General features: G+C 69.7%; 19 protein-coding genes and 2 tRNA genes. 7 read left to right on the forward strand and 14 right to left on the reverse strand.

Annotated features, from left to right (window positions below; translation table 11 throughout):
• Window positions 1-68: 68 nt before the first annotated feature.
• The 3 genes from ACIQFY_RS01090 to ACIQFY_RS01100 all read right to left on the reverse strand — a co-directional run bounded on the left by ACIQFY_RS01090 (window position 69) and on the right by ACIQFY_RS01100 (window position 2,300).
• Entirely contained in the window at window positions 69-590 is a 522-nt protein-coding gene (locus ACIQFY_RS01090) for a hypothetical protein (RefSeq protein ID WP_400337923.1), read from the reverse strand.
• Between the two features lie 92 nt (window positions 591-682).
• A complete protein-coding gene (locus ACIQFY_RS01095; RefSeq protein WP_400337925.1) occupies window positions 683-1,678 on the reverse strand; it encodes an aldo/keto reductase in 996 nt (331 codons plus the stop codon).
• Between the two features lie 64 nt (window positions 1,679-1,742).
• A complete protein-coding gene (locus tag ACIQFY_RS01100; RefSeq protein WP_271825420.1) occupies window positions 1,743-2,300 on the reverse strand; it encodes a hypothetical protein in 558 nt (185 codons plus the stop codon).
• A gap of 83 nt (window positions 2,301-2,383) precedes the next feature.
• Here ACIQFY_RS01100 and ACIQFY_RS01105 point away from each other — a divergent pair, with 83 nt between their 5' ends.
• Window positions 2,384-4,138, forward strand: a complete 1,755-nt coding sequence (locus tag ACIQFY_RS01105) for an AMP-binding protein (RefSeq protein WP_271825653.1) — start codon at window positions 2,384-2,386, stop codon at window positions 4,136-4,138.
• Here ACIQFY_RS01105 and ACIQFY_RS01110 read toward each other — a convergent pair.
• The 3 genes from ACIQFY_RS01110 to ACIQFY_RS01120 all read right to left on the reverse strand — a co-directional run bounded on the left by ACIQFY_RS01110 (window position 4,111) and on the right by ACIQFY_RS01120 (window position 5,070).
• Window positions 4,111-4,281: a hypothetical protein gene (locus tag ACIQFY_RS01110; RefSeq protein ID WP_158407745.1), complete on the reverse strand. Its 171-nt coding sequence runs from the start codon at window positions 4,279-4,281 to the stop codon at window positions 4,111-4,113. The genes ACIQFY_RS01105 and ACIQFY_RS01110 overlap by 28 nt on opposite strands.
• Window positions 4,278-4,427 carry a hypothetical protein gene (locus ACIQFY_RS01115; protein ID WP_158407746.1) on the reverse strand — a complete coding sequence of 50 codons (150 nt, stop codon included), beginning with the start codon at window positions 4,425-4,427 and terminating at the stop codon, window positions 4,278-4,280. The genes ACIQFY_RS01110 and ACIQFY_RS01115 overlap by 4 nt, the downstream gene beginning before the upstream one ends.
• Before the next feature lie 79 nt (window positions 4,428-4,506).
• Window positions 4,507-5,070, reverse strand: a complete 564-nt coding sequence (locus ACIQFY_RS01120) for a MarR family winged helix-turn-helix transcriptional regulator (RefSeq protein WP_209682951.1) — start codon at window positions 5,068-5,070, stop codon at window positions 4,507-4,509.
• Between the two features lie 495 nt (window positions 5,071-5,565).
• On the opposite strand from ACIQFY_RS01120, the gene ACIQFY_RS01125 reads away from it, so the two are divergent.
• The gene (locus tag ACIQFY_RS01125; protein WP_271825425.1) at window positions 5,566-7,161 is read left to right on the forward strand and encodes a long-chain fatty acid--CoA ligase; all 1,596 of its coding nucleotides are present in this window, start codon (window positions 5,566-5,568) and stop codon (window positions 7,159-7,161) included.
• A 221-nt stretch (window positions 7,162-7,382) separates the two neighbouring features.
• Window positions 7,383-7,458, forward strand: a tRNA-Val gene (locus ACIQFY_RS01130).
• A gap of 867 nt (window positions 7,459-8,325) precedes the next feature.
• Here the strand turns inward: ACIQFY_RS01130 and ACIQFY_RS01135 are convergent.
• Both ACIQFY_RS01135 and ACIQFY_RS01140 read right to left on the reverse strand, forming a co-directional pair.
• Window positions 8,326-8,970, reverse strand: coding sequence for a hypothetical protein (locus ACIQFY_RS01135; RefSeq protein ID WP_144411285.1), 645 nt, complete (start codon window positions 8,968-8,970; stop codon window positions 8,326-8,328).
• Window positions 8,971-9,459: 489 nt separating this feature from the next.
• Window positions 9,460-11,664 carry a phospholipase A2 gene (locus ACIQFY_RS01140; protein ID WP_066653949.1) on the reverse strand — a complete coding sequence of 735 codons (2,205 nt, stop codon included), beginning with the start codon at window positions 11,662-11,664 and terminating at the stop codon, window positions 9,460-9,462.
• Window positions 11,665-12,301: 637 nt separating this feature from the next.
• On the opposite strand from ACIQFY_RS01140, the gene ACIQFY_RS01145 reads away from it, so the two are divergent.
• Entirely contained in the window at window positions 12,302-13,012 is a 711-nt protein-coding gene (locus ACIQFY_RS01145) for a hypothetical protein (protein ID WP_066653951.1), read from the forward strand.
• A gap of 345 nt (window positions 13,013-13,357) precedes the next feature.
• A tRNA-Val gene (locus ACIQFY_RS01150) sits at window positions 13,358-13,444 on the forward strand.
• Between the two features lie 9 nt (window positions 13,445-13,453).
• Here the strand turns inward: ACIQFY_RS01150 and ACIQFY_RS01155 are convergent.
• Window positions 13,454-14,422 (reverse strand): AraC family transcriptional regulator, encoded by a 969-nt coding sequence (locus tag ACIQFY_RS01155; protein ID WP_066653953.1) that lies wholly within the window; start codon window positions 14,420-14,422, stop codon window positions 13,454-13,456.
• A 46-nt stretch (window positions 14,423-14,468) separates the two neighbouring features.
• Window positions 14,469-15,074 carry an HD domain-containing protein gene (locus tag ACIQFY_RS01160; RefSeq protein ID WP_066653955.1) on the reverse strand — a complete coding sequence of 202 codons (606 nt, stop codon included), beginning with the start codon at window positions 15,072-15,074 and terminating at the stop codon, window positions 14,469-14,471.
• A gap of 25 nt (window positions 15,075-15,099) precedes the next feature.
• On the opposite strand from ACIQFY_RS01160, the gene ACIQFY_RS01165 reads away from it, so the two are divergent.
• Complete coding sequence (locus tag ACIQFY_RS01165) at window positions 15,100-15,393, forward strand: hypothetical protein (protein WP_066653957.1); 294 nt, start codon at window positions 15,100-15,102, stop codon at window positions 15,391-15,393.
• Between the two features lie 230 nt (window positions 15,394-15,623).
• Here ACIQFY_RS01165 and ACIQFY_RS01170 read toward each other — a convergent pair whose 3' ends face one another.
• From ACIQFY_RS01170 to ACIQFY_RS01180, 3 genes are read right to left on the reverse strand one after another with little or no spacing between them, the layout of a single operon-like run.
• Complete coding sequence (locus ACIQFY_RS01170; RefSeq protein WP_066653959.1) at window positions 15,624-16,034, reverse strand: hypothetical protein; 411 nt, start codon at window positions 16,032-16,034, stop codon at window positions 15,624-15,626.
• 58 nt (window positions 16,035-16,092) lie between these two features.
• A complete protein-coding gene (locus ACIQFY_RS01175) occupies window positions 16,093-16,671 on the reverse strand; it encodes an Asp23/Gls24 family envelope stress response protein (RefSeq protein ID WP_209682929.1) in 579 nt (192 codons plus the stop codon).
• Entirely contained in the window at window positions 16,668-17,225 is a 558-nt protein-coding gene (locus ACIQFY_RS01180) for an RNA polymerase sigma factor (RefSeq protein ID WP_066653961.1), read from the reverse strand. Before ACIQFY_RS01180 ends, ACIQFY_RS01175 begins: the two co-directional genes overlap by 4 nt.
• A 141-nt stretch (window positions 17,226-17,366) precedes the next feature.
• On the opposite strand from ACIQFY_RS01180, the gene ACIQFY_RS01185 reads away from it, so the two are divergent.
• On the forward strand, window positions 17,367-17,660 hold the full coding sequence (locus tag ACIQFY_RS01185; RefSeq protein ID WP_209682927.1) for a hypothetical protein: 294 nt from the start codon (window positions 17,367-17,369) through the stop codon (window positions 17,658-17,660).
• Window positions 17,661-17,679: 19 nt separating this feature from the next.
• Here ACIQFY_RS01185 and ACIQFY_RS01190 read toward each other — a convergent pair whose 3' ends face one another.
• Window positions 17,680-17,835, reverse strand: a complete 156-nt coding sequence (locus ACIQFY_RS01190) for a hypothetical protein (protein ID WP_158407747.1) — start codon at window positions 17,833-17,835, stop codon at window positions 17,680-17,682.
• Window positions 17,836-17,887: the final 52 nt, after the last annotated feature.

The following is a 17,887-nucleotide window of genomic DNA, read 5'->3' on the forward strand; positions in this document are numbered from 1 at the left end:
GCCACGCGGTGGCACGACGTCGTCGCCGCGTGGCCGCGAGCCGCCCCCGACCCCGGTGCCGACCCCCGTCAGCGGTACTGCGGCGGCCAGTCGAACGGCGCCGGCAGGTGCGGCACCTCTCCGATCGTGGTGACGACGAGCACGACCTCGCGACGGTTCGTCAACGCGATCGACCGCGGGTTGCCGAGGTACCGGTGTCCGTCGACCCAGGTCGTCAGCTCCCCGTGCAGCCCGCCGACGTGCCCCGCGCCGAGCGAGACGTCCCACTCGTCGAAGAACTGCCCGAGTGTGAACGTCTGCCGGGTCGGCGACTCGACGTGCAGGATGCCGGAGGTGTCGTGGGTGTGGAGCTCGGCGGCGAACCGCTCCCGCGACGAGTGCCCGACGTCGCCCGGGACCGTCACCGGTGTCGAGCCTTCCAGGATCGTCAGGTGCGTGTGCACGTGCTCGGCGAGCGGTTCGCCCCAGACGTTCCGCAGGCCCGCCGCTTCGGCGCGCGTCTGCAGGTCGGTCGGTGCCGGCCAGGGAGGCGCGGTACGGGTCGTCCCCGCCGCCGGCGCCGTGCAGAGGGCGAGCAGGAGGACGGCCACCGCCGCGACGAGCGTGACGACGACGCTCCGGGGCGCCGTCCGCGCACCGCCCGTCCGCGGGGCCCGGCCGGTTCGCGTGCCTGGCCGGCGGCTCACCACCGGTCGTGCACGGTGGCGCGGAACCACCGGTCGTAGAGCTCGTGCACCGTGCTGTCGAGGGCGCCGAGGTCGAGTGCGCTGCCGTCGACCAGGTCCGGTGCTCCGGCGTTCGAGCGGGCCTGCTCGGGGTTCCTGGCGCCCGGGATGGCGGCGGTGACTCCGTCCTGCGCGACGATCCACGCGAGCGCCGCCTGCGGGACCGAGATGCCCTCGGGCAGCGCCGCCGCGAACGCCCGGGCGGCCTGCACGCCGTCCGCGAAGTCGACGCCGCTGAACGTCTCGCCCTGGTCGAAGGCCTCGCCGTGACGGTTGTAGTTGCGGTGGTCGCCCTCGCTGAACGTGGTCTCGGTCGTGTACTTCCCGGAGAGCAGTCCCGATGCCAACGGCACGCGCGCGAGGATCCCGACCCCTGCCTCTCGTGCGGCCGGCAGCACGCGGTCCAGCGGCTTGAGCCGGAACGCGTTGAGGATGACCTGCACGCTCGCGACGTGCGGGCGGGCGATCGCTGTGAGCGCCTGGTCCGCGGTCTCGACGGAGACGCCGTACGCGGCGACCGACCCGTCGGCGACGAGGGCGTCGAGGGCGTCGTACACGGCGTCGTCCTCGAAGACCGCGGTCGGCGGGCAGTGCAGCTGCACGAGGTCGAGGGTGTCCTGCCGGAGGTTGCGCCGGGAGCGGTCGACCCATTCGCGGAAGTTGGCCGCGACGTAGTTCGCGGGGACCTGGTCGGCGCGTCGACCCATCTTGGTCGTCACGGTGAGCGGCACGTCGGGGTTGGCCTGTCGCCATGCCCCGATGAGCTGCTCGCTGCGACCGTCGCCGTACACGTCGGCGGTGTCGAAGAGGGTGACGCCGGACTCGACCGAGGCGTCCATCACGGCGGCGGCGTCCTGCTCGCTGACGGGACCCCAGTCACCGCCGAACTGCCAGGTGCCGAGGCCGACGACGGACACGGAGCGGCCGGTGCGGCCGAGGGTGCGACTCTGCATGCGGACGAGCGTAGTCACGGCAGCCGCGGACGTCCCGTGACGATCCCCGGGGCGCAGGGCCGGCTCAGGACTCGGTCGGTCGGGACTCCGTCGGGTACGGCTCGGTCGCGACCCCGCGACGGAGCAGTGCCCGTGCTGCGCGGGCGCGGGGGACGACCCAGAGCGCGGACCACGCGCCGATCCCGACCCAGAGCGCGACGAGCAACCCCGTCAGGAGCGGGCCGTGCTGGTCCGCCATCGAGAGCGTCATCGCGGTCCAGAGCACGCAGAGGACGATCTTGCCCCAACCGGCGCCCTCGCGGTCGGCCTGCGCCTGCAGCGCCGGGACCCACTCGTCGGCCGTGACCCCCGGCGGCACACGCTGTTCCGCGACCCATCGCTGCACGGCCGCCGATCGCTCGTAGCCGCCGGCGGCTCGCCAGGCCCGCAGCTGCGTCCGGACGCCGATGGCCGCACCGGCGATCCCCGCGGGCACACCGACCCCGACGAGCAGCGCCGTCGTGGTCGTCAGCCAGGACGACGCGACGAGCACCGCGAGCACCACGCCGAAGGCCGCGCCGGCCACGGCGCTGCCGAGGAGCCGCAGCCGCCCGGACTCGTCCACCACACCGACACCGTCCACGAGGACGACGCTACCCGCGACGGACGACCGTCCGCTGCGAGCGCGCGGGGTGCCCGGTGGGGCATGATCGACCGGTGTCCTCCCTGAACCCGACCGCCGTGTACCGCGCCGCCCGTGACGAACTGCTCGCGGTCCTCGACGAGCACGACACCGAGCGTGCCGAGGCCGCCCGACGTGCGTTCCGCTGGCCCGACCTCGGCCGGACCTTCAACTGGGCGACCGACTGGTTCGACGTGGTCGCCCGTGGGAACGACCGCGTGGCGCTGTGGATCGTCGACGAGGACGGCGGCTCGCGCACGACGTACGCCGAGATGGCCGCCCGCTCCGACCGGCTCGCGGTCCGCCTGGACCGGCTCGGGGTCCGGAAGGGCGACCACGTGCTCCTGATGCTCGGCAACCAGCTCGAGCTGTGGGAGACGATGCTGGCGGTGATGAAGCTCGGCGCGGTCATCCTGCCGACCTCGACCATGCTCGACACCGCCGACCTGCAGGACCGCATCGACCGCGGCGGCGTCGCGCACGTCGTCACGAACCACGGGGAGACGCCGAAGTTCGACGGGGTGACGGGTGCTCCGTCGCGCATCGTGGTCGGGGGAGCGGTCGACGGTTGGACGTCCTACCCGGACGACCTCGGTACCCCGGCGCCGGCGGACGAGGTGCGGCCCGTGGTCACCACGAGCACCGACGACCCCTGCCTGGTGTACTTCACGTCGGGCACCACCTCGCGGCCGAAGATGGTCGTGCACACGCAGGCGTCGTACCCGGTCGGCCACCTCAGCACGATGCACTGGCTCGGACTCCGGCCCGGCGACGTGCACCTGGCCATCAGTTCACCCGGGTGGGGCAAGCACGCCTGGAGCTGCTTCTTCGCGCCGTGGATCGCCGAGGCGACCGTCTTCGTGTACGACACGCCGCGCTTCGACCCGGCCGGGCTCCTCGCGCAGCTCGACGAGGCCGGCGTCGACACGTTCTGCGCGCCGCCGACCGCCTGGCGGATGCTCCTGCAGTCCGACCTCGGACCGAGGCCGCGCGCGCTGCGCGAGGTGGTGTCCGCGGGCGAGCCGCTCAACCCCGAGGTGATCGCCCGTGTCCAGGCGGCCTGGGGCCTGACGATCCGCGACGGCTACGGCCAGACCGAGACGACGGCGATCATCGGCAACGTGCCCGGTGGGGCGGTGACACCCGGGGCGATGGGTCGTCCGCTGCCCGGGGTGGCCGTGACGCTGCTCGACCCGCTGTCCGGGCGCGTCGGGGACGAGGGCGAGGTCTGCCTCGACCTGACCGAGCGGCCGACGAACCTGATGGCCGGGTACCTCGGCGACCCGGAGCGCACCGCCGACGCGATGCGAGACGGCTTCTTCCACACCGGCGACATCGCGGTCCGCGACGCGGACGGGCAGCTGACCTTCATCGGCCGGACCGACGACGTCTTCAAGTCCTCCGACTACAAGGTGTCGCCGTTCGAGGTCGAGAGCGCCCTGCTGCAGCACGACGCCGTGGCCGAGAGCGCCGTCGTCCCCGCACCGGACGACGCACGGCTGAACGTCGTGAAGGCCTACGTCACGCTCGCGGCCGGGTGGGAGCCGACGGCCGAGACCGCTCGTGCGGTGCTCGAGCACGCACGGGTCGCGCTCCCGGCGTACGCCCGGGTCCGCCGGGTCGAGTTCGGGCAGCTACCGAAGACGATCTCGGGCAAGATCCGACGGGTCGAGCTCCGCGAGCGAGAGGAGTCCGCGGCGTCGGGCGGTGTGTCGGTCGAGGGGGAGTGGCGGGACGACCAGTTCCCGGAGCTCCGATCGGTGGGACGGGCTCAGGCGACGCGGAAGAAGTCGCCGTAGGTCGGCTCGGGCGGGACGTCGCCGTGCGTGCGGTGGTGCACGAGGGCGTCGATCTCGTCGGGGTGCCGCAGGCCGCGGCGGTGCCACTCGTGGGGGTGGCGCTGGAGTTCGCGGAGGTCGTTCGCGGTGCGCACCGTGCTCACGCCCCGAGGGTGACGACGGTGACGGCAGCGGTGGCGACGGTCACGGCGACGATGCCGAGGCTGGTCGCCAGGGTGGCGAGGACCCGTCCACGGGCTGCCTCCCGGACCTCGGAGAACTGCGAGTGCGTCGCGTCGATGGTGCTCATGGCCGGCCCTTCCCGTGCTGTGGGTCGCCGCCGATCGGCGACTGGGGCCAGCTTGCTCCGATTTCTCTAGTTTGTCTAACTACCGAAGTGGATGCGTACGCATATCGGCCATCGCACCCGGGCGGGCGGCGCCGTCGGCCTCGTCCGCGGGTGAGTCGGCGCCCATCGCGTCGATCACCTCGGCGAAGAACGCCTGCATCTCGACCACCGTCTGCGGCGACAGCCGGTCCGCCGCGGCGATCATCCGGGCGTGCACGTCGGTGAGTTCGGACCGGACCTCGTCGTCGCTGTGCACGGTCGCGACCAGCAGGGCGCCGCGGCCGTCCGCCGGGTCCGGCCGGCGTTCGGCGTGCCCGCTGGAGACGAGCCGCTTGACGACGGCCGTGGTCGACGCCGACGTGATCCCCAGGTGCGCGGTCAGGTCGCCCGGCCGCACCGCGCGGCCCTGCTCCGCGGCGCGCAGCAGGAAGCGGACCGCCTCCATGTCGGTCGCGTTCATCCCCATCGACCGGCGCTTGCGCTCGCGCATCGCGACCTCGGCGGCGCGGTAGCGCCGCATCGCGGTGAGCAGTTCGACACCGGTCCTCGCCGGCCGGTCCGGGTACCAGTACCCGGACGTCCCGTGCGTGCCGTCCTCGGTCATCGCAGCCTCCTCACCTCGTCCGCCCGACAGTACCGAGCCGGTCCGGGCGCGCGGGGAGCAGCGGGGTACGTGACGAGGGTCGGCGACCCGTGTCACCGGTCGCGACGCTCACGACCGGACCACGCGTCGGACGGGAGGCGCGAGGCGGGTCGGGCACGGGCCTCCCGTCCGGCACGCACCGGCTCACTGCCGCGGAGCGGCTCGTCCCGCAGCGGTCTCGTCCCGACGCGCGGACGAGGACCGGGTGCGGCGGCCGATCCGTGACCCGAACACAGACCGGCCGCCCGTGCCGTGGTGCCTGACCCGCACCACGACGTCTCGATTGAACACGATCCTGCTGTGAGCGCAAGCCCACAGCCGCTGCGCGCACTGCGTGCAGCCGACGTCCAGACACGCGGTCGCCGGGGCGCGCCGGAGATCGCGCGTCCGGACCGAGGAGGCCCGAGCGCCGTAGGCTCCGTGAGGAGAACTCGTCACGGGAGACGGAAGGCCGGCATGACCAGCACCACCACCAGCAGCCACCCCGCACCCGGCGCCGCACACGGCGCCCGGACGACCCAGGCCACCGCCTCCGTCGCCGCGATCCTCGCCGAGTCCGCGGCGCGGTTCCCGGACGACGTCGCGGTCGTCGTGGGGGACCAGCGGACCACGTACGCCGAGCTGTGGCAGCAGACCCTCGCCTACGCCGGCGGCCTCCGCGCGCGCGGTGTGCGTGAGGGCGACCGCGTCGCGATGCTCGTGCCGAACGTCGCCGACTTCCCGCGCGTCTACTACGCCGTCCTCGCGCTCGGCGCGGTGGTCGTGCCGGTGCACGCGCTGCTCAAGCGCGGGGAGATCGAGTTCGTGCTCCGCGACAGCGACGCCCGACTGCTCGTCTGCGCGGCCCCCCTGCTCGGCGAGGGTGGCGCCGGGGCGGCAGCCGCCGGCGTCGACGTGCTCAGCGTGCTCGCCCCGGCGGACGCCGAGGGCGCTCCGGACCGACTCGAGACCGTCGCCGCGACGAGCGAACCGCTCGACACCTACGTCCCGCGCCACCCGTTCGACACCGCCACGATCCTGTACACGAGCGGGACGACCGGGAAGCCGAAGGGCGCCGAGGGCTCCCACTTCGCCCTGCTCGAACAGGTCAACACGTGCCTGCTCACGACCTTCGACATGCGTCGGGGTGACGTCCTGCTCGGTGCGCTGCCGCTCTTCCACACCTTCGGGCAGACCTGCACCATGAACACCGGGTTCCGCGCCGGCGCGACGATCGTCATGCTGCCGAGGTTCGACGGCGACGCCGCACTCGCGGCCATGGTCGAGCACGACACGGCGATCTTCATGGGCGTCCCGACGATGTACATCGCGCTGCTCGACGCCGCGACCCGGTCCGAGGCTCGACCGCACCTGCGGTACGCGATCTCCGGCGGGGCATCGCTGCCGCTCGCCGTGCTCGAACGGTTCCAGCAGGTGTTCGACGCGCCGGTCCACGAGGGGTACGGGCTCACGGAGACCTCGCCGGTGGCGTCGTTCAACCACGTCGGGGCCACCCCGCGCCCGGGCACCATCGGGACGCCGATCTGGGGTGTCGACATCGAGATCGCCGACCCCGAGGTCACCGACCGCACCGTCCTGCTGCCGCGCGGCGAGATCGGCGAGCTGGTGATCCGCGGCCACAACCTGATGAACGGCTACCTGAACCGACCCGAGGCCACGGCCGAGGCGATCGTCGACGGGTGGTTCCGCACGGGCGACCTCGGGCGGAAGGACGACGACGGGTACCTCACCATCGTCGACCGCACGAAGGACATGATCATCCGCAACGGCTACAACGTGTACCCCCGGCAGGTGGAGGAGGTCCTCGCCGCCCACCCGGACGTCACGATGGCCGCCGTGTTCGGGATCCCGCACGAGGTGCACGGGCAGGAGGTCGCCGCGGCGGTCGTGCTCCGTCAGGGCGCCGAGGTGACCTCGGAGGAGCTGATCCGCTTCGTCGCCGACGAGATCGCCGTGTACAAGTACCCGCGGGTCGTGCACGTGGTGGACGCCCTGCCCCTGGGGCCGAGCGGGAAGGTGCTCAAGCGGGAGCTCGTCGAGCGGTTCGGCTGAGCGCCCCGCGGCGGGGTCGTCGGTCCGGAGCGCGGCTCGCGCTCCGGACCGGTCGCGATCGTGCTCGCGGCCGACCGTCGCCGACGTCAGCGGGCGCGTGGACCGGGCGCCGCCCGGCGGCGGCGTTGCTCGTCAGCCGTGGCCACGACGAGGAACACCGCCCCGATCACCGCAGGACCGTGGACAGGGTGTTCCCACCGAGCGTCTAGGATCGACTCCAGGGGCCTTTAGCTCAGCTGGTAGAGCGCCACGTTTACACCGTGGATGTCGTCGGTTCGATCCCGGCAGGGCCCACCAGAAAAACCCAGTTCAGGCCCCACCATGCGGAAATAATGTGTGGCCGACGGGAGGAGAATCCGGGCAGCTGCCGGTGAGCTGCCGGTGTCTAACCTGGGAGCTGGGGGATTGAGGTGTGCGCGCCGCGGTTGACGCTGGGAGAAGCATGCACGCCGCTCGGCCCGCTTGAAGTGGTGCCTGAGATTGTGCCGCGATCGTGCCCTCCAATGACTGCACGCTGATGGCCTCTTCGCAGCGACGCTGTGCCAAGCCAGGGGTAGCGAAGAGTCGCCGAACTTGGAGTGTAAGTCGGGCGAGTACGTCGACAATCGAGTTCCATGACGGTGAGCCGCGTCATACAGGCGGTCTACTGGCTAGACCTTGGTCCAATCCCGGCCCTATCGAATTTCACCGTGCAAGCCGCGCTAAGGTCAGGTTCGACAGATGATGCATCGGAGCGGCGCCCCTTGCGTTGACCCTACAACCTCCAGAATCTAGGCATGCTCTCCCTCGTTCTCTCCATCTATGCGGCTTTGGTTGCGACCTTCGCGCTGCTGTTCAACTACTTCAAAGAGCCAGTGCCGCTTATGCACGTGATCCGTAACGATGTGTCGGCCGAGTACGGAAAGCCCTACTGGTCGCTGTATTTCCGTAACCTCGGGGCAGGGTCAGCGCGGCACGTCAAGGTACGAACTCGACAGGGCAAGGCCCGATGGACGCCCTGGACGAGCCTCGCTCCGGTCTTGGATGCCAAGAGTGAGGTCGGCCACAGGGTGCCACTTACTGAAGAGGAGTACGCCGCGTTAGCGTCGGAGCCAGCTCGTTCGTCTTGGCGAGTGCAGTTCCGCTGGACGCAAGGCCCCGTCTCCTTCGTTGGCCAGCGCCGGCTCACTGTTCGTCCCGACCACTACTGGACTCGTGAACAGTCAGACGCTTGGGGTTAGCTGCTGACCGCTGGCTTCTTCCTGCCGTGCCTGTCGGGACCGTGAACGGCGGCGTCCAATCTTGGCTCGCCAAAAACTGATCTAGTGGCAGTGTCATCGCCTTTACCATCTCGGGATGTTCGTGAATGTCTTTGATTCGGTGACCGATCATGTAAAGCGTCGGCACCTTGGTATCAGGCCAAGCGATGTCGCGACGCACTGCCACGAGAAGATCAGCCATGAGTCGCATCGTCACCAAGTTCGGCGGATTCAAGTTGGCTGAAGTGCGCCACCGGTAAAATGTCTCGATCACTTCGTCCGAACCCCAAACCGTCACGAAGCCCTGAAAGTTCGTAATGACGTCTTCCATACCGGCCAGAGCGGCCGCGCTCCGATTCGGAGTGAGAAGGTCGTTTAGCGTTGTGAGGAAGGGCTGATACAGCTCGAACTTTTTCTGCGCTGTGCGCTCCTCAAGCGCTCTAAGACGTGCAGCCTCCGCCTCTGCGTGTTGCGCTCTGCCCGCGGCCCGCGACGCCAGAATGCTGGAGATCACGGCGACGGCGACGGGGACGGCAAGGGTGACGATTTGCAGCCATAGAGGAAGTGTCATGCGTGGGAGTCTTGCATCGACCGCCGTCGATCGGCATCACGACCGCGCCGTCCGGGGCGCCGGTAGGCCTCTGGTCGATCAGGTCAGCAGCAGGTTTGCCATCGCGCTGTCTTCCCCAGTGAAGAAGAGCCTCTAGGTCCACCGAACACCCCTCAAAGCAAGCACCCTCAGTCCAGTGGCTGAGGGTGCTTGTATTGAGGGGACTTACGAAAAGATCGGGCATGCTCGAGGATCTACGCGTACCTGTCGTTAGTCGCCGTCCGGATCAGCGCCTACGACCTCACCTACGACGTGCAGTAACAGCAGCGGCAACTCCAAAACCGAGGCCAGCTAGACCGACCAGCATTCCTCCGTTGTAAATCAATCCTGCAGCGAAGTTAACGCCCCCACCGGGAGGACTCAGTATGGTCCATACAGAGCCGATTGCAGTTGCAACGAAACCGACCGCAAGAAGAACGATTGCAGCAACGACTACCCCTGGCATTCTCATCAGTTATTACGTCCGTTTCCCTTATAGAAGGCCCAGCCAGCGCCACGAACAGCGGTGTAGTAGCCACCAGCGACACCAGCACAAGAGTTTCGCGTAGCACCCTTGGGGTAAGCCTTGTTGCAAGCATACGTAAGGTTACCGAGGAACGCGACGTCGCAGGTCAGGCGGTTAATCTTTTTCTTATTGCCATAGCAGATGTCGTGGGCGTCGCAAGCGGGCCTGAACTTCGCCTTACCCCACGTGTCGGGCGAATAGCTACAACCGTTGGGTGCAGCGAAAGTGGTCATCTCCCCACTCGCGGTCGGCTCGGGGTCGGTGGCGTCAGGAACGTCCTCCCCCTCGTTCGCGACTCGGAACGACCAATCTGCGGTCTGAATATCGCCTCGTTCGTCCCATGCGGTGGCAGCCGAAACTTTCGCCTTCCATGAGTAGGAGTGCCCTCGGGGAAGGTCGTAAAGGCCGAGCGGGACGTTACCAGTAGTGGTCGCCTGCGTGACGCCGGTTGTCAGGTCGCGGAGCTCATAAGCGATCGCAGCATCGCCAGGTAGGAGCCCTGACTGGGGAAGCGGGTAAAGGGAAACCACTTCCGGGTTCACCACTGCCCCGTTCGCAAGACTTGGCTGTAATGCCTCGTTCTGCCACTGACCAACCCCAAATTCGTAGGCCACGGAGGGCGCCAACCCCGTGCTGCTGGACAGTTCTGCACGCAGCTTCACTAGCCCAGACAAGGGTGGAGTCGTGAAGGTGAACGAGGACGTCGTAGTGTCATTCAGTGAATAAGACTCGAGCGGAAGGTCGTTCAGGTACACGTCGACCGTTTGCCCAGCCTCGACTGCAGCAGGCGCGCTTACAGTGCAAGACGCCGCAATATCATCGCTTCCCGTGGTAGCGGTCCATGTTCCAGCCCCGAACGGAGCGGCGCAAGTCAGACGAGGGGCTTGAGGATTGCTGTACCAGCCTTGGACGTCGAAAACGTAGTCGGTCGGGTCAGCGACACTGTTGATTGCGACCTTGCCGTTCGCGCCGAGCGGTACCGTAATGGTGTTCGTGCGGATCGTAGTCTCGTCGAAATTGATCGACGTCGTGTTCGGGCGGGTTGTGCCGTCTGCCCACACCGTCGCATTGCCGGCACCAGCGGTCGACTTCAGCGAGGTGAGCGAGAGGACAACGGCCTTGATACCAGAGCCCATGACGGGGACGCCTGCTTTGCCGGCGATCTGGATGGAACGGGTTTCGTTCTTTCCCATGACTGTGTTGCCGCTGGAGCGGGTGTCGTACGCACGGCCAGCACCGGGAGTGAAGACGGCGCCTCCCTTCCCAGCGGCGGTGAAGTAACCCTGGGTGTCGACGACGAGGTCGGTGGTGCTGTTGTTGTTGTAGATGGTGATCTTGCCGTCAGCGGAGAGCTTGACCTGCGCCTGCATCGAGGTCGGCACGTTGCCGGCGTAGTTGAAGGAGTTCGACGGACGGGTGTCGCCCGTGGCGTACGGGGTGAGGTACCCGACGGAGGCGGTGCGGTTGACGGCGATCATGTTGATGATCGCGCCGGAAGCACCCTTCGGGATGCCGCCGCGTCCGGAGACCTGCAGGTCGACACGCTCGCCGGCGCCGATGGTCTGCTGTGGGAAGCCGAGCCCGGAGCGGGTGTCAGCGATGCGCGAGCCGTTCAGCGGGACGAAGCCGCCGGCGGCAGTACCGTCGTCGCTGGCGGTGTAGTAGCCCTGCACGTCGAGGATGAGCCGGATGCTGGTCTCGGCCTGCACCTGAATCGTGCCGTCGGGATTCACCGCGAGGACAGCGGAGAACGAGGTGTTTTGCTCGCTCTCACCACCGTAGATACCCATGAGCGTCGTCTTCGCGGCTGCGTTCGGGCGCCCGTAGAGGATGCCCTGATGCGAGATGCTCGCCGCGGTCGCAACGACGGATACAGCTCCAACGGAACCGTCGTCCGGGACGCCGTTCTTGCCGGTCACCTGGACGGTGCGCCAGCCCTTGGCAGGCATCGGGGTGTCGAAGCCGCCGATGTTTCTCCCCGTGTCGAGGAAGCGTCCGGTTGCCGGGACGAATACGCCGCCGGTTCCGGTGTCGTTGAGGGCTTGCGCTGGCGTTGCGACCAGCAGCGAGCCAAGGATTGCGAGCGCGCTCAGGGTTGCGGCAGCGATGCTGCGCTTCCTCTGGCGCGGCCTGTGCAGCAGCGTGCGCACGAGACCCCCTAGGTCAGCTGACAGCACGGGTTGCCGTCAGTTCGCGAAGGCTAGAAGAAGTCTGAATACCGGCACAGGTCCCCCGAAGAGGGGCTCGCCAGAAAAATCCCAGTTCAGAGGTAATAGTTCCGGAATGGGCTGAGCGTTCTCTCAGTCTATGTCAACCTGCGAGCTGATGATCCCAGCCAGTCGGCTAGCGCCAAATGGCTAGCGCCGAACAGCTGTCCAGTTGGAGCTCTGGGCTGATCGAACGCAAGAGAGGGTGGGGCATTCTCACGCAAGTCAGCGTGAACAGCCACAACGCCGCGACGCGCCGGGGGGCCGCAGGGTCCGTTTTGGGTCCTAAAACGATGCGCAGGAAGGGCACATCAAGGGCGTAGCGACGCGAACGCTACGATGCTCCACACCAGCCAGAACCGCGGAACGACGCGGATCAAGGGCACAAGGACGCGCACCATCGCAAGGCCTGACCCGGTACCAGTGGGTTCCAGATTCAAGACCCACGAGCCCGCAAGGAGTGACGACCCATCGTGTCCGGGTCACAGCCGGCGGGTTCGACAACATTGATGTTGAAGTAAGCGCCGAAGCCGATGCCGGCGATCGAGCCTCTCTTCCACGCGAGACCTAGGCTCTTCTCATGATCAACGCCGCATACGCGCTGTACGACATCTTCCTTGAGTGGCGCGAGGCGGCCGCAGCCGGCGTGGTCGCAAATGACGCCCGAGGCTGGAACGCTGACCCGATGGTTGCGACTACAAAGATGCTCGAGACCAGCGCTCTGCTCACGGCTATCGATCGTGCGCTCAGCGAGATGGAGGCGGACGGTCTCAACGTCTACGTCTCGAGGGAGTCGTTCCCGCAATGGGGCCGCATGGCGGCCAATGCGGGGACCACTTGGGGTCAGCAGTCCGACCCTGGCGCGGCATTCCCTTCAGCAGCGATGGGGCAGCTGCAGATGCTGGGCACCCTCATTGAAGCGACCAAGGGGAGGATCGCGCCGGGCGGACTCGACCGGCTCAGTGCCGTCGTCGACGAAGCGATTGGCCTCCTTGAGGAAGACCAGACCATCAGCGCGGAGCTTCGCTACTACTTGGTGAAGCTGGTGCGCGAGATTCGCGATGCGATGGAGGATGAGACGCTCGCTGGGGGCTTCGACTATGCGAGCGCTGCTGAGCGGCTCTGGGTTGCCATGCAGGCTGCAGCCGGACAGGCGGACGAGGAGCGTAGTCCCCGATGGCGGGACGCCGCGGCCAAGCTGATTGTCCCTGCGGTCACGGGTGCCATCACACACGCGGCCACTCTCGGCTATGACGGTGTCGCAGCGGCGCTCGGACAGCTCGGCCAGTAGTTCCGAGGTGGGCGCCTGTCGTCTCGGCCGGAAGCATCAGCAGCTGCTCGGCGGCGGACCTTTACGTGCACGGCGCGACACACGTTAGCGGTTTGCCGCGGGGGGGGGGGGGAGTACGCCGTGCTCGCGCCGCCTGCCGAGCGTCGCCAGGCAGCCGCCGTTTCATTGGGCGGCGATATCGGCGGCCGAGGCGGTAGCGGTGCGTGTCGTCGGCGTAGGGGAGGCCGGCGCCACGGCGGGGAACTCGAGGACGACCGGCACAAGCTGCCGGTGTGCTGCCGGTGACCACGCGCAGCCGGGTGCTTTTGTTCGCAGTTGTCCGCAAGCTACTTCCGCGCCATCACTGGGAAGCGCTGCGTATCGCTGCGGACGTTTGCGCGGTCCGCCACGTTTACACCGTGGATGTCGTCGGTTCGATCCCGGCAGGGCCCACGCAGTCGCTCAGCGACGCGCGCGCAGGGTCTCGCTCGGCAGCTCCCCGAACCGCTTCGCGTAGGCGGAGGAGAACCGCCCGGCGTGTGCGAACCCCCACCGTCGTGCGGTGTCCGCCACGGTCGTCTCGCCCACCGAGTGGTACCGGAGCTCCGTCCGGATCCGGTCGAAGCGGATCCCGCGGAGCATCGAGTTCGGTGACATCCCGACCTGCCGCTGGAAGCCCTGCTGGAGCCCGCGGACACTGAGCCCGACGTGTTCGGCGACGTCGGTCGTGGTGATCGGGACGTCGGCGTTGGCGTGCATGTACTCGATCGCCTGCTGCACCCGGCCCCGTGCGCCGACGGGCACCGGCGCGGCCGGCGCGAGGGTCGTGTGCGGGAAGGTCCGGAGCATCGCCAGCGCGGTGCGCCGGGTGGCCTCGGCCATCGCGAGCGGGGACAGCGGCGTGGCACCGAGGACGACCTGCGCGGAGGCCCGCAGCTCGGCGTTCCACGTCCGGACGTCCTCCCGTCGGGGCAGCGCGGCGTGGTCGAACACGAGCGGCGCCGGCTCCGTGCCGTGCAGCTCGGCGGCGGTGCGCTCGAGCGTGCGGCGGTCGAACTGCACCACGTTCTGCCGGACGTCGGCGAGGTCGAAGCGGTACGGGCGCTCGCTCGGGAACACGATCGGGCGTCCGGGCGCGAGCGCCACCTCGTCGCGGTCGATGTCCAGCAGTCCGCCGCCGTCGCTGACCCACGTCACGAAGTAGTGGCTCGTCGCGTCGACCTCGCCGGCCATCCGACCGTCGAAGCGCTTCGAGTCCAGCGACATCCCCTCGCCACCGACCGATCGGAACCGGTAGCCGAAGTCCCGCTCGGTCCGCTCGGGCAGGAACCCGGCGGCACCGTACGCCGACTCGAACACCGCTCGGGCCGCGTCGAGGTCGTCGCCGGACGCCTCGACGACGTGACGGACGTCGGGTTCGGCGGTGGTCATGATCCGATGCTGACACGTCCGGCTGAGCCTCGCGCGCGCGTCGTGGTCAGGACAGCGCCTCGAGCGGGTTCTGCGCGAGCTTCCGGACGACACCGCCGTCGACCAGGCGCCGCGCTGCGGTGTCGGGCTTGCGAGCGGCCTGGTCGGCGACGCACGCGCCGAACTCCGCAGCCAGCGAGCCGCGGGGGTGCCGTGCGAGCACCTCGCGCAGGTACGACTCCGGCAGCAGCTCGGCCCCCGCACCGGAGACGTCGAGCCCGGTCGCGCGTTCGAGCAGGTGCCCCTCGAGGTCGAGGAGGACGTCGACGTCCGGCCAGTTGTGCCGCACGATCACGTCGAGCACGCGCTGCTGCCGCTCGACGGCCCAACCCGCCCCGGTCGTCAGGGCGACGGCGACGTGCCCACCGGCGTGCTCGTAGGACACCGTGTGGTTGTCGAACTCGGTCACGGTGCCGATGTCGTGCAGGACGGCCGCGACCCACAGCAGTTCGTGGTCGACGCCGTCGAGCCCGTCGAGCGCCGCGAAGCCCGCTGCCCAGTACCAGGACCGGACGGCGTGCGCCGTGATCGCCGTCGACTGGTAGCGCGTGGCGAGCGACGCAGCCGCTCGGGCGGCCGGGGTCTCCGGGACGGGGAAGTCGTCGATGCGCACCTCCGGATCATGGCATGCTCACCGCATGGACCCGCAGCCGCCCTACGGCGACCGTCGCCCCGCGCCGCCGCACCCGCCCGCGCGCTGGGACCCGTGGTCGGCGGCGTTCGCCGCACTCGCGGTCGCGGCCGGGGTCGGGGCACTCGCCGCGGCGTGCTGGGGCGTGGCCCTCGTGCTGCTCGCCCCGGAGGGCGGTGGAGTCGACTTCCGGTCCGTCTGGGCAGGGCTCGCCCTGGTCGCGTTCGTGGCGCTCACTGCGGTGCTCGCCGAGGCGGCGCGCGCTCGTCGCCGTCGGGGTGGCGGACGCTCGCAGCGGTGACGCGACCCACGGGAGGCACGGTGCCGGCCGGCCACGTGCCTCCGGACCGGCGCGGCGTCGGACGCGCGACGTGGCGCTGATCCGCCACGCGCCTCCCGTCCGGTGCGCTGCCGGCCCTGCCGGTGGGGCCGAGGTCCCAGGACGACAGCTGGTGCTCGCCGACCACGAGCGTGTACGGTCCCGGCGCGTCGGTACGACTTTACGGGTGGGGGAGTTCCGAGCGGAAGCGCTCAGACATCGCTCGTCGGCAGCGCGGTCGCGTCCGACGGCCCGCCCTCGGGAGGCGCCACGGCCGCGTCGACCGGGTCCTCGACCAGCCGGACGGTCACGCTGATGAGGTCCGCTGTCGCGGTCGTGTCCGCGTCGAGCAGGTCGCGGACCCGTTCGCCCACCGCGCGGAGGGTGTCCGCGGCGGGACGGCCGCCGTCGACGCTGATGCCGGTGACGACGTGCACGCGGCCGCCGCGTCGGTCCACGTCGACCAGGACGTCGGGGTCGTGCAGACGGAGCGGTACGGGCACCACCGCGTCGACCACGGTCTCGGCCGCGGCGGCGACGGGGCGGGGCGGGTAGACCCCGGTGACCCCGGGGACGTGTCGGATGCCGGCCGTCACCGTGCGTGAGATCGCTTCGTCGTCCATGGTCGCGCTCCTCGCTGCTGGTGGGTCGTCTCGCCGCCGGTCGGGCAGGCGGTGGTCGTCAGGGCAGGTAGACGTCGTCGAAGTGGACGTCGACGGCCTCGACGCGCAGCTCGGTGTGCCGTTCGACGGCCTCGGCGACGGTGACCCGCAGGCGCTCGGCGGTCTCCAGGGCCGACCCGCCGTACACGAGCCCGGCAGTCACGTCGATGCTGACCGCGGCTCCGGGCTCCTCCACGTCGCCCCGCAGCACGCAGCGGCCCATCACGACGCCGCCCATCGTGTCGCCGGCACGGCGCACGAGTCCGCGCACGGCCGCCTCGGTGACCGCCAGGCGCAGGCGCGGATCGGGGTGGGCGACCGGGACGTCGCGACCGGGCCGCACCTCGGCGCGGATCGCTCCCAGCAAGCGGTCGACCCAGGCGGTCTCCCGGTCGGGCTCGGCACCGGCGCGCTGCTCGAGCGCGCCGAGCGAGAGCTCGCGCAGGCGCTGCATGTTCGTCATCGCGAGTCGGCAGACCGCCGAGCCCTCGATGGACGGGTCGATCGGGTCCCGACCGCGGTCGAGGTAGTCCGCGATCTCCTCGATCGTGTGGCCGTCGAGGTCGTCGTCGGGCAGGGGGAGGTCGTCGGTCGTCATCGCCATCCCTCCATCTCCGCGGCGAGGAACCGTCGCGCCCGTGCGAGCAGGCCCCGCACGGTCGACGTCGGGAGCTCGAGTTCCTCGGCGATCTGCTGGTAGCTGTACCCGGCGGTCTCCCGGAGCAGCCAGCACCGACGCTGGTCGATCGGCATCCGGTCCAGTGCAGCCCACATCGCGTCGAGCTGCATGCGCGTCTCGACGGTACGCTCCGGGGCCTGCGACGGGTCGGCCGCCTCGTCGTGGTCGTCCAGGTCGTCGTGGTGACGTCGACGCCGGAGACGGTCGAGGGCCCGGCGGGTGACGATCTGCATGATCCAGGGGCGGAACCGCTCGGCGTCCTCGAGGTCCGCGAGCTTCCGCCACCCCGTCAGGAAGGCCTCCTGCACGACGTCGTCGGACTCGACGTTGGAGCCGAGCACCTGCTCCGCGTAGACGCGCATCAGCGGTCCGTGCCGGCGGGCGAGCACCTCGAAGGCCAGCACGTCGCCGTCGGCCGCGCGGGCGACGAGCGTCGCGTCGGACGCGTGCTGCAGCGCGGTGCCGTCGCTCATCCCCGCCTTCCGTCCGACTCGGGCTGCCGGTCGGTGGACCGGTCTCCACCGAGCATGCACCGGCAGCGCGGAGAGTGCCCGCGTGGTGTCGGGTGCGTCAGTTCGTGACGGATCCGCTGCTCGTGACGTCCCACTGGTGAGATGCACGACGACACCACCACGACCCCCCTGCCCGCTGTCGAACCGGAGCCGACCGACGACGCGACCACGGACCCGCTCGGCGACAGGACGCCGCAGCGTCCGCTCCGCCACGCAGCGCCGCAGCGGCCCGTCGCCGGCGCGGTGCGCACGGCACGGACGCTCTGCATGAGCGTGTTCGACCGGTGGCGGTGCGGGCTGGAGGACGGGCACGGGGGACTGCACACCGCGACCGAGGTCGGGGCCACCACGTCCTGGAACGACGCCGTCGCCGGCCGCATGCTCCGGGAGCTCTGAGCGGAGGAACGCACGACGCTCACTCGGCGGAGAAGAAGTCGCGGTACGCGGGGTCGGCCGGGACGTTCTCCAGCAGCCGGGTGTGCACGAGGGACGCGATCTCGTCCGGGTGACGCAGCCCACGCCGGTGCCACTCGCCCGGTTCCTCGTGCAGGTCGGAGAGTCTCGATCGCACCCGTTGCACCTCCCGCGTCGTCCCGCCGGCCGTCCTCGCCGGCGGGTCTGCG

Source organism: Curtobacterium sp. NPDC092190 (genome assembly GCF_044755625.1).
GTDB lineage: Bacteria > Actinomycetota > Actinomycetes > Actinomycetales > Microbacteriaceae > Curtobacterium.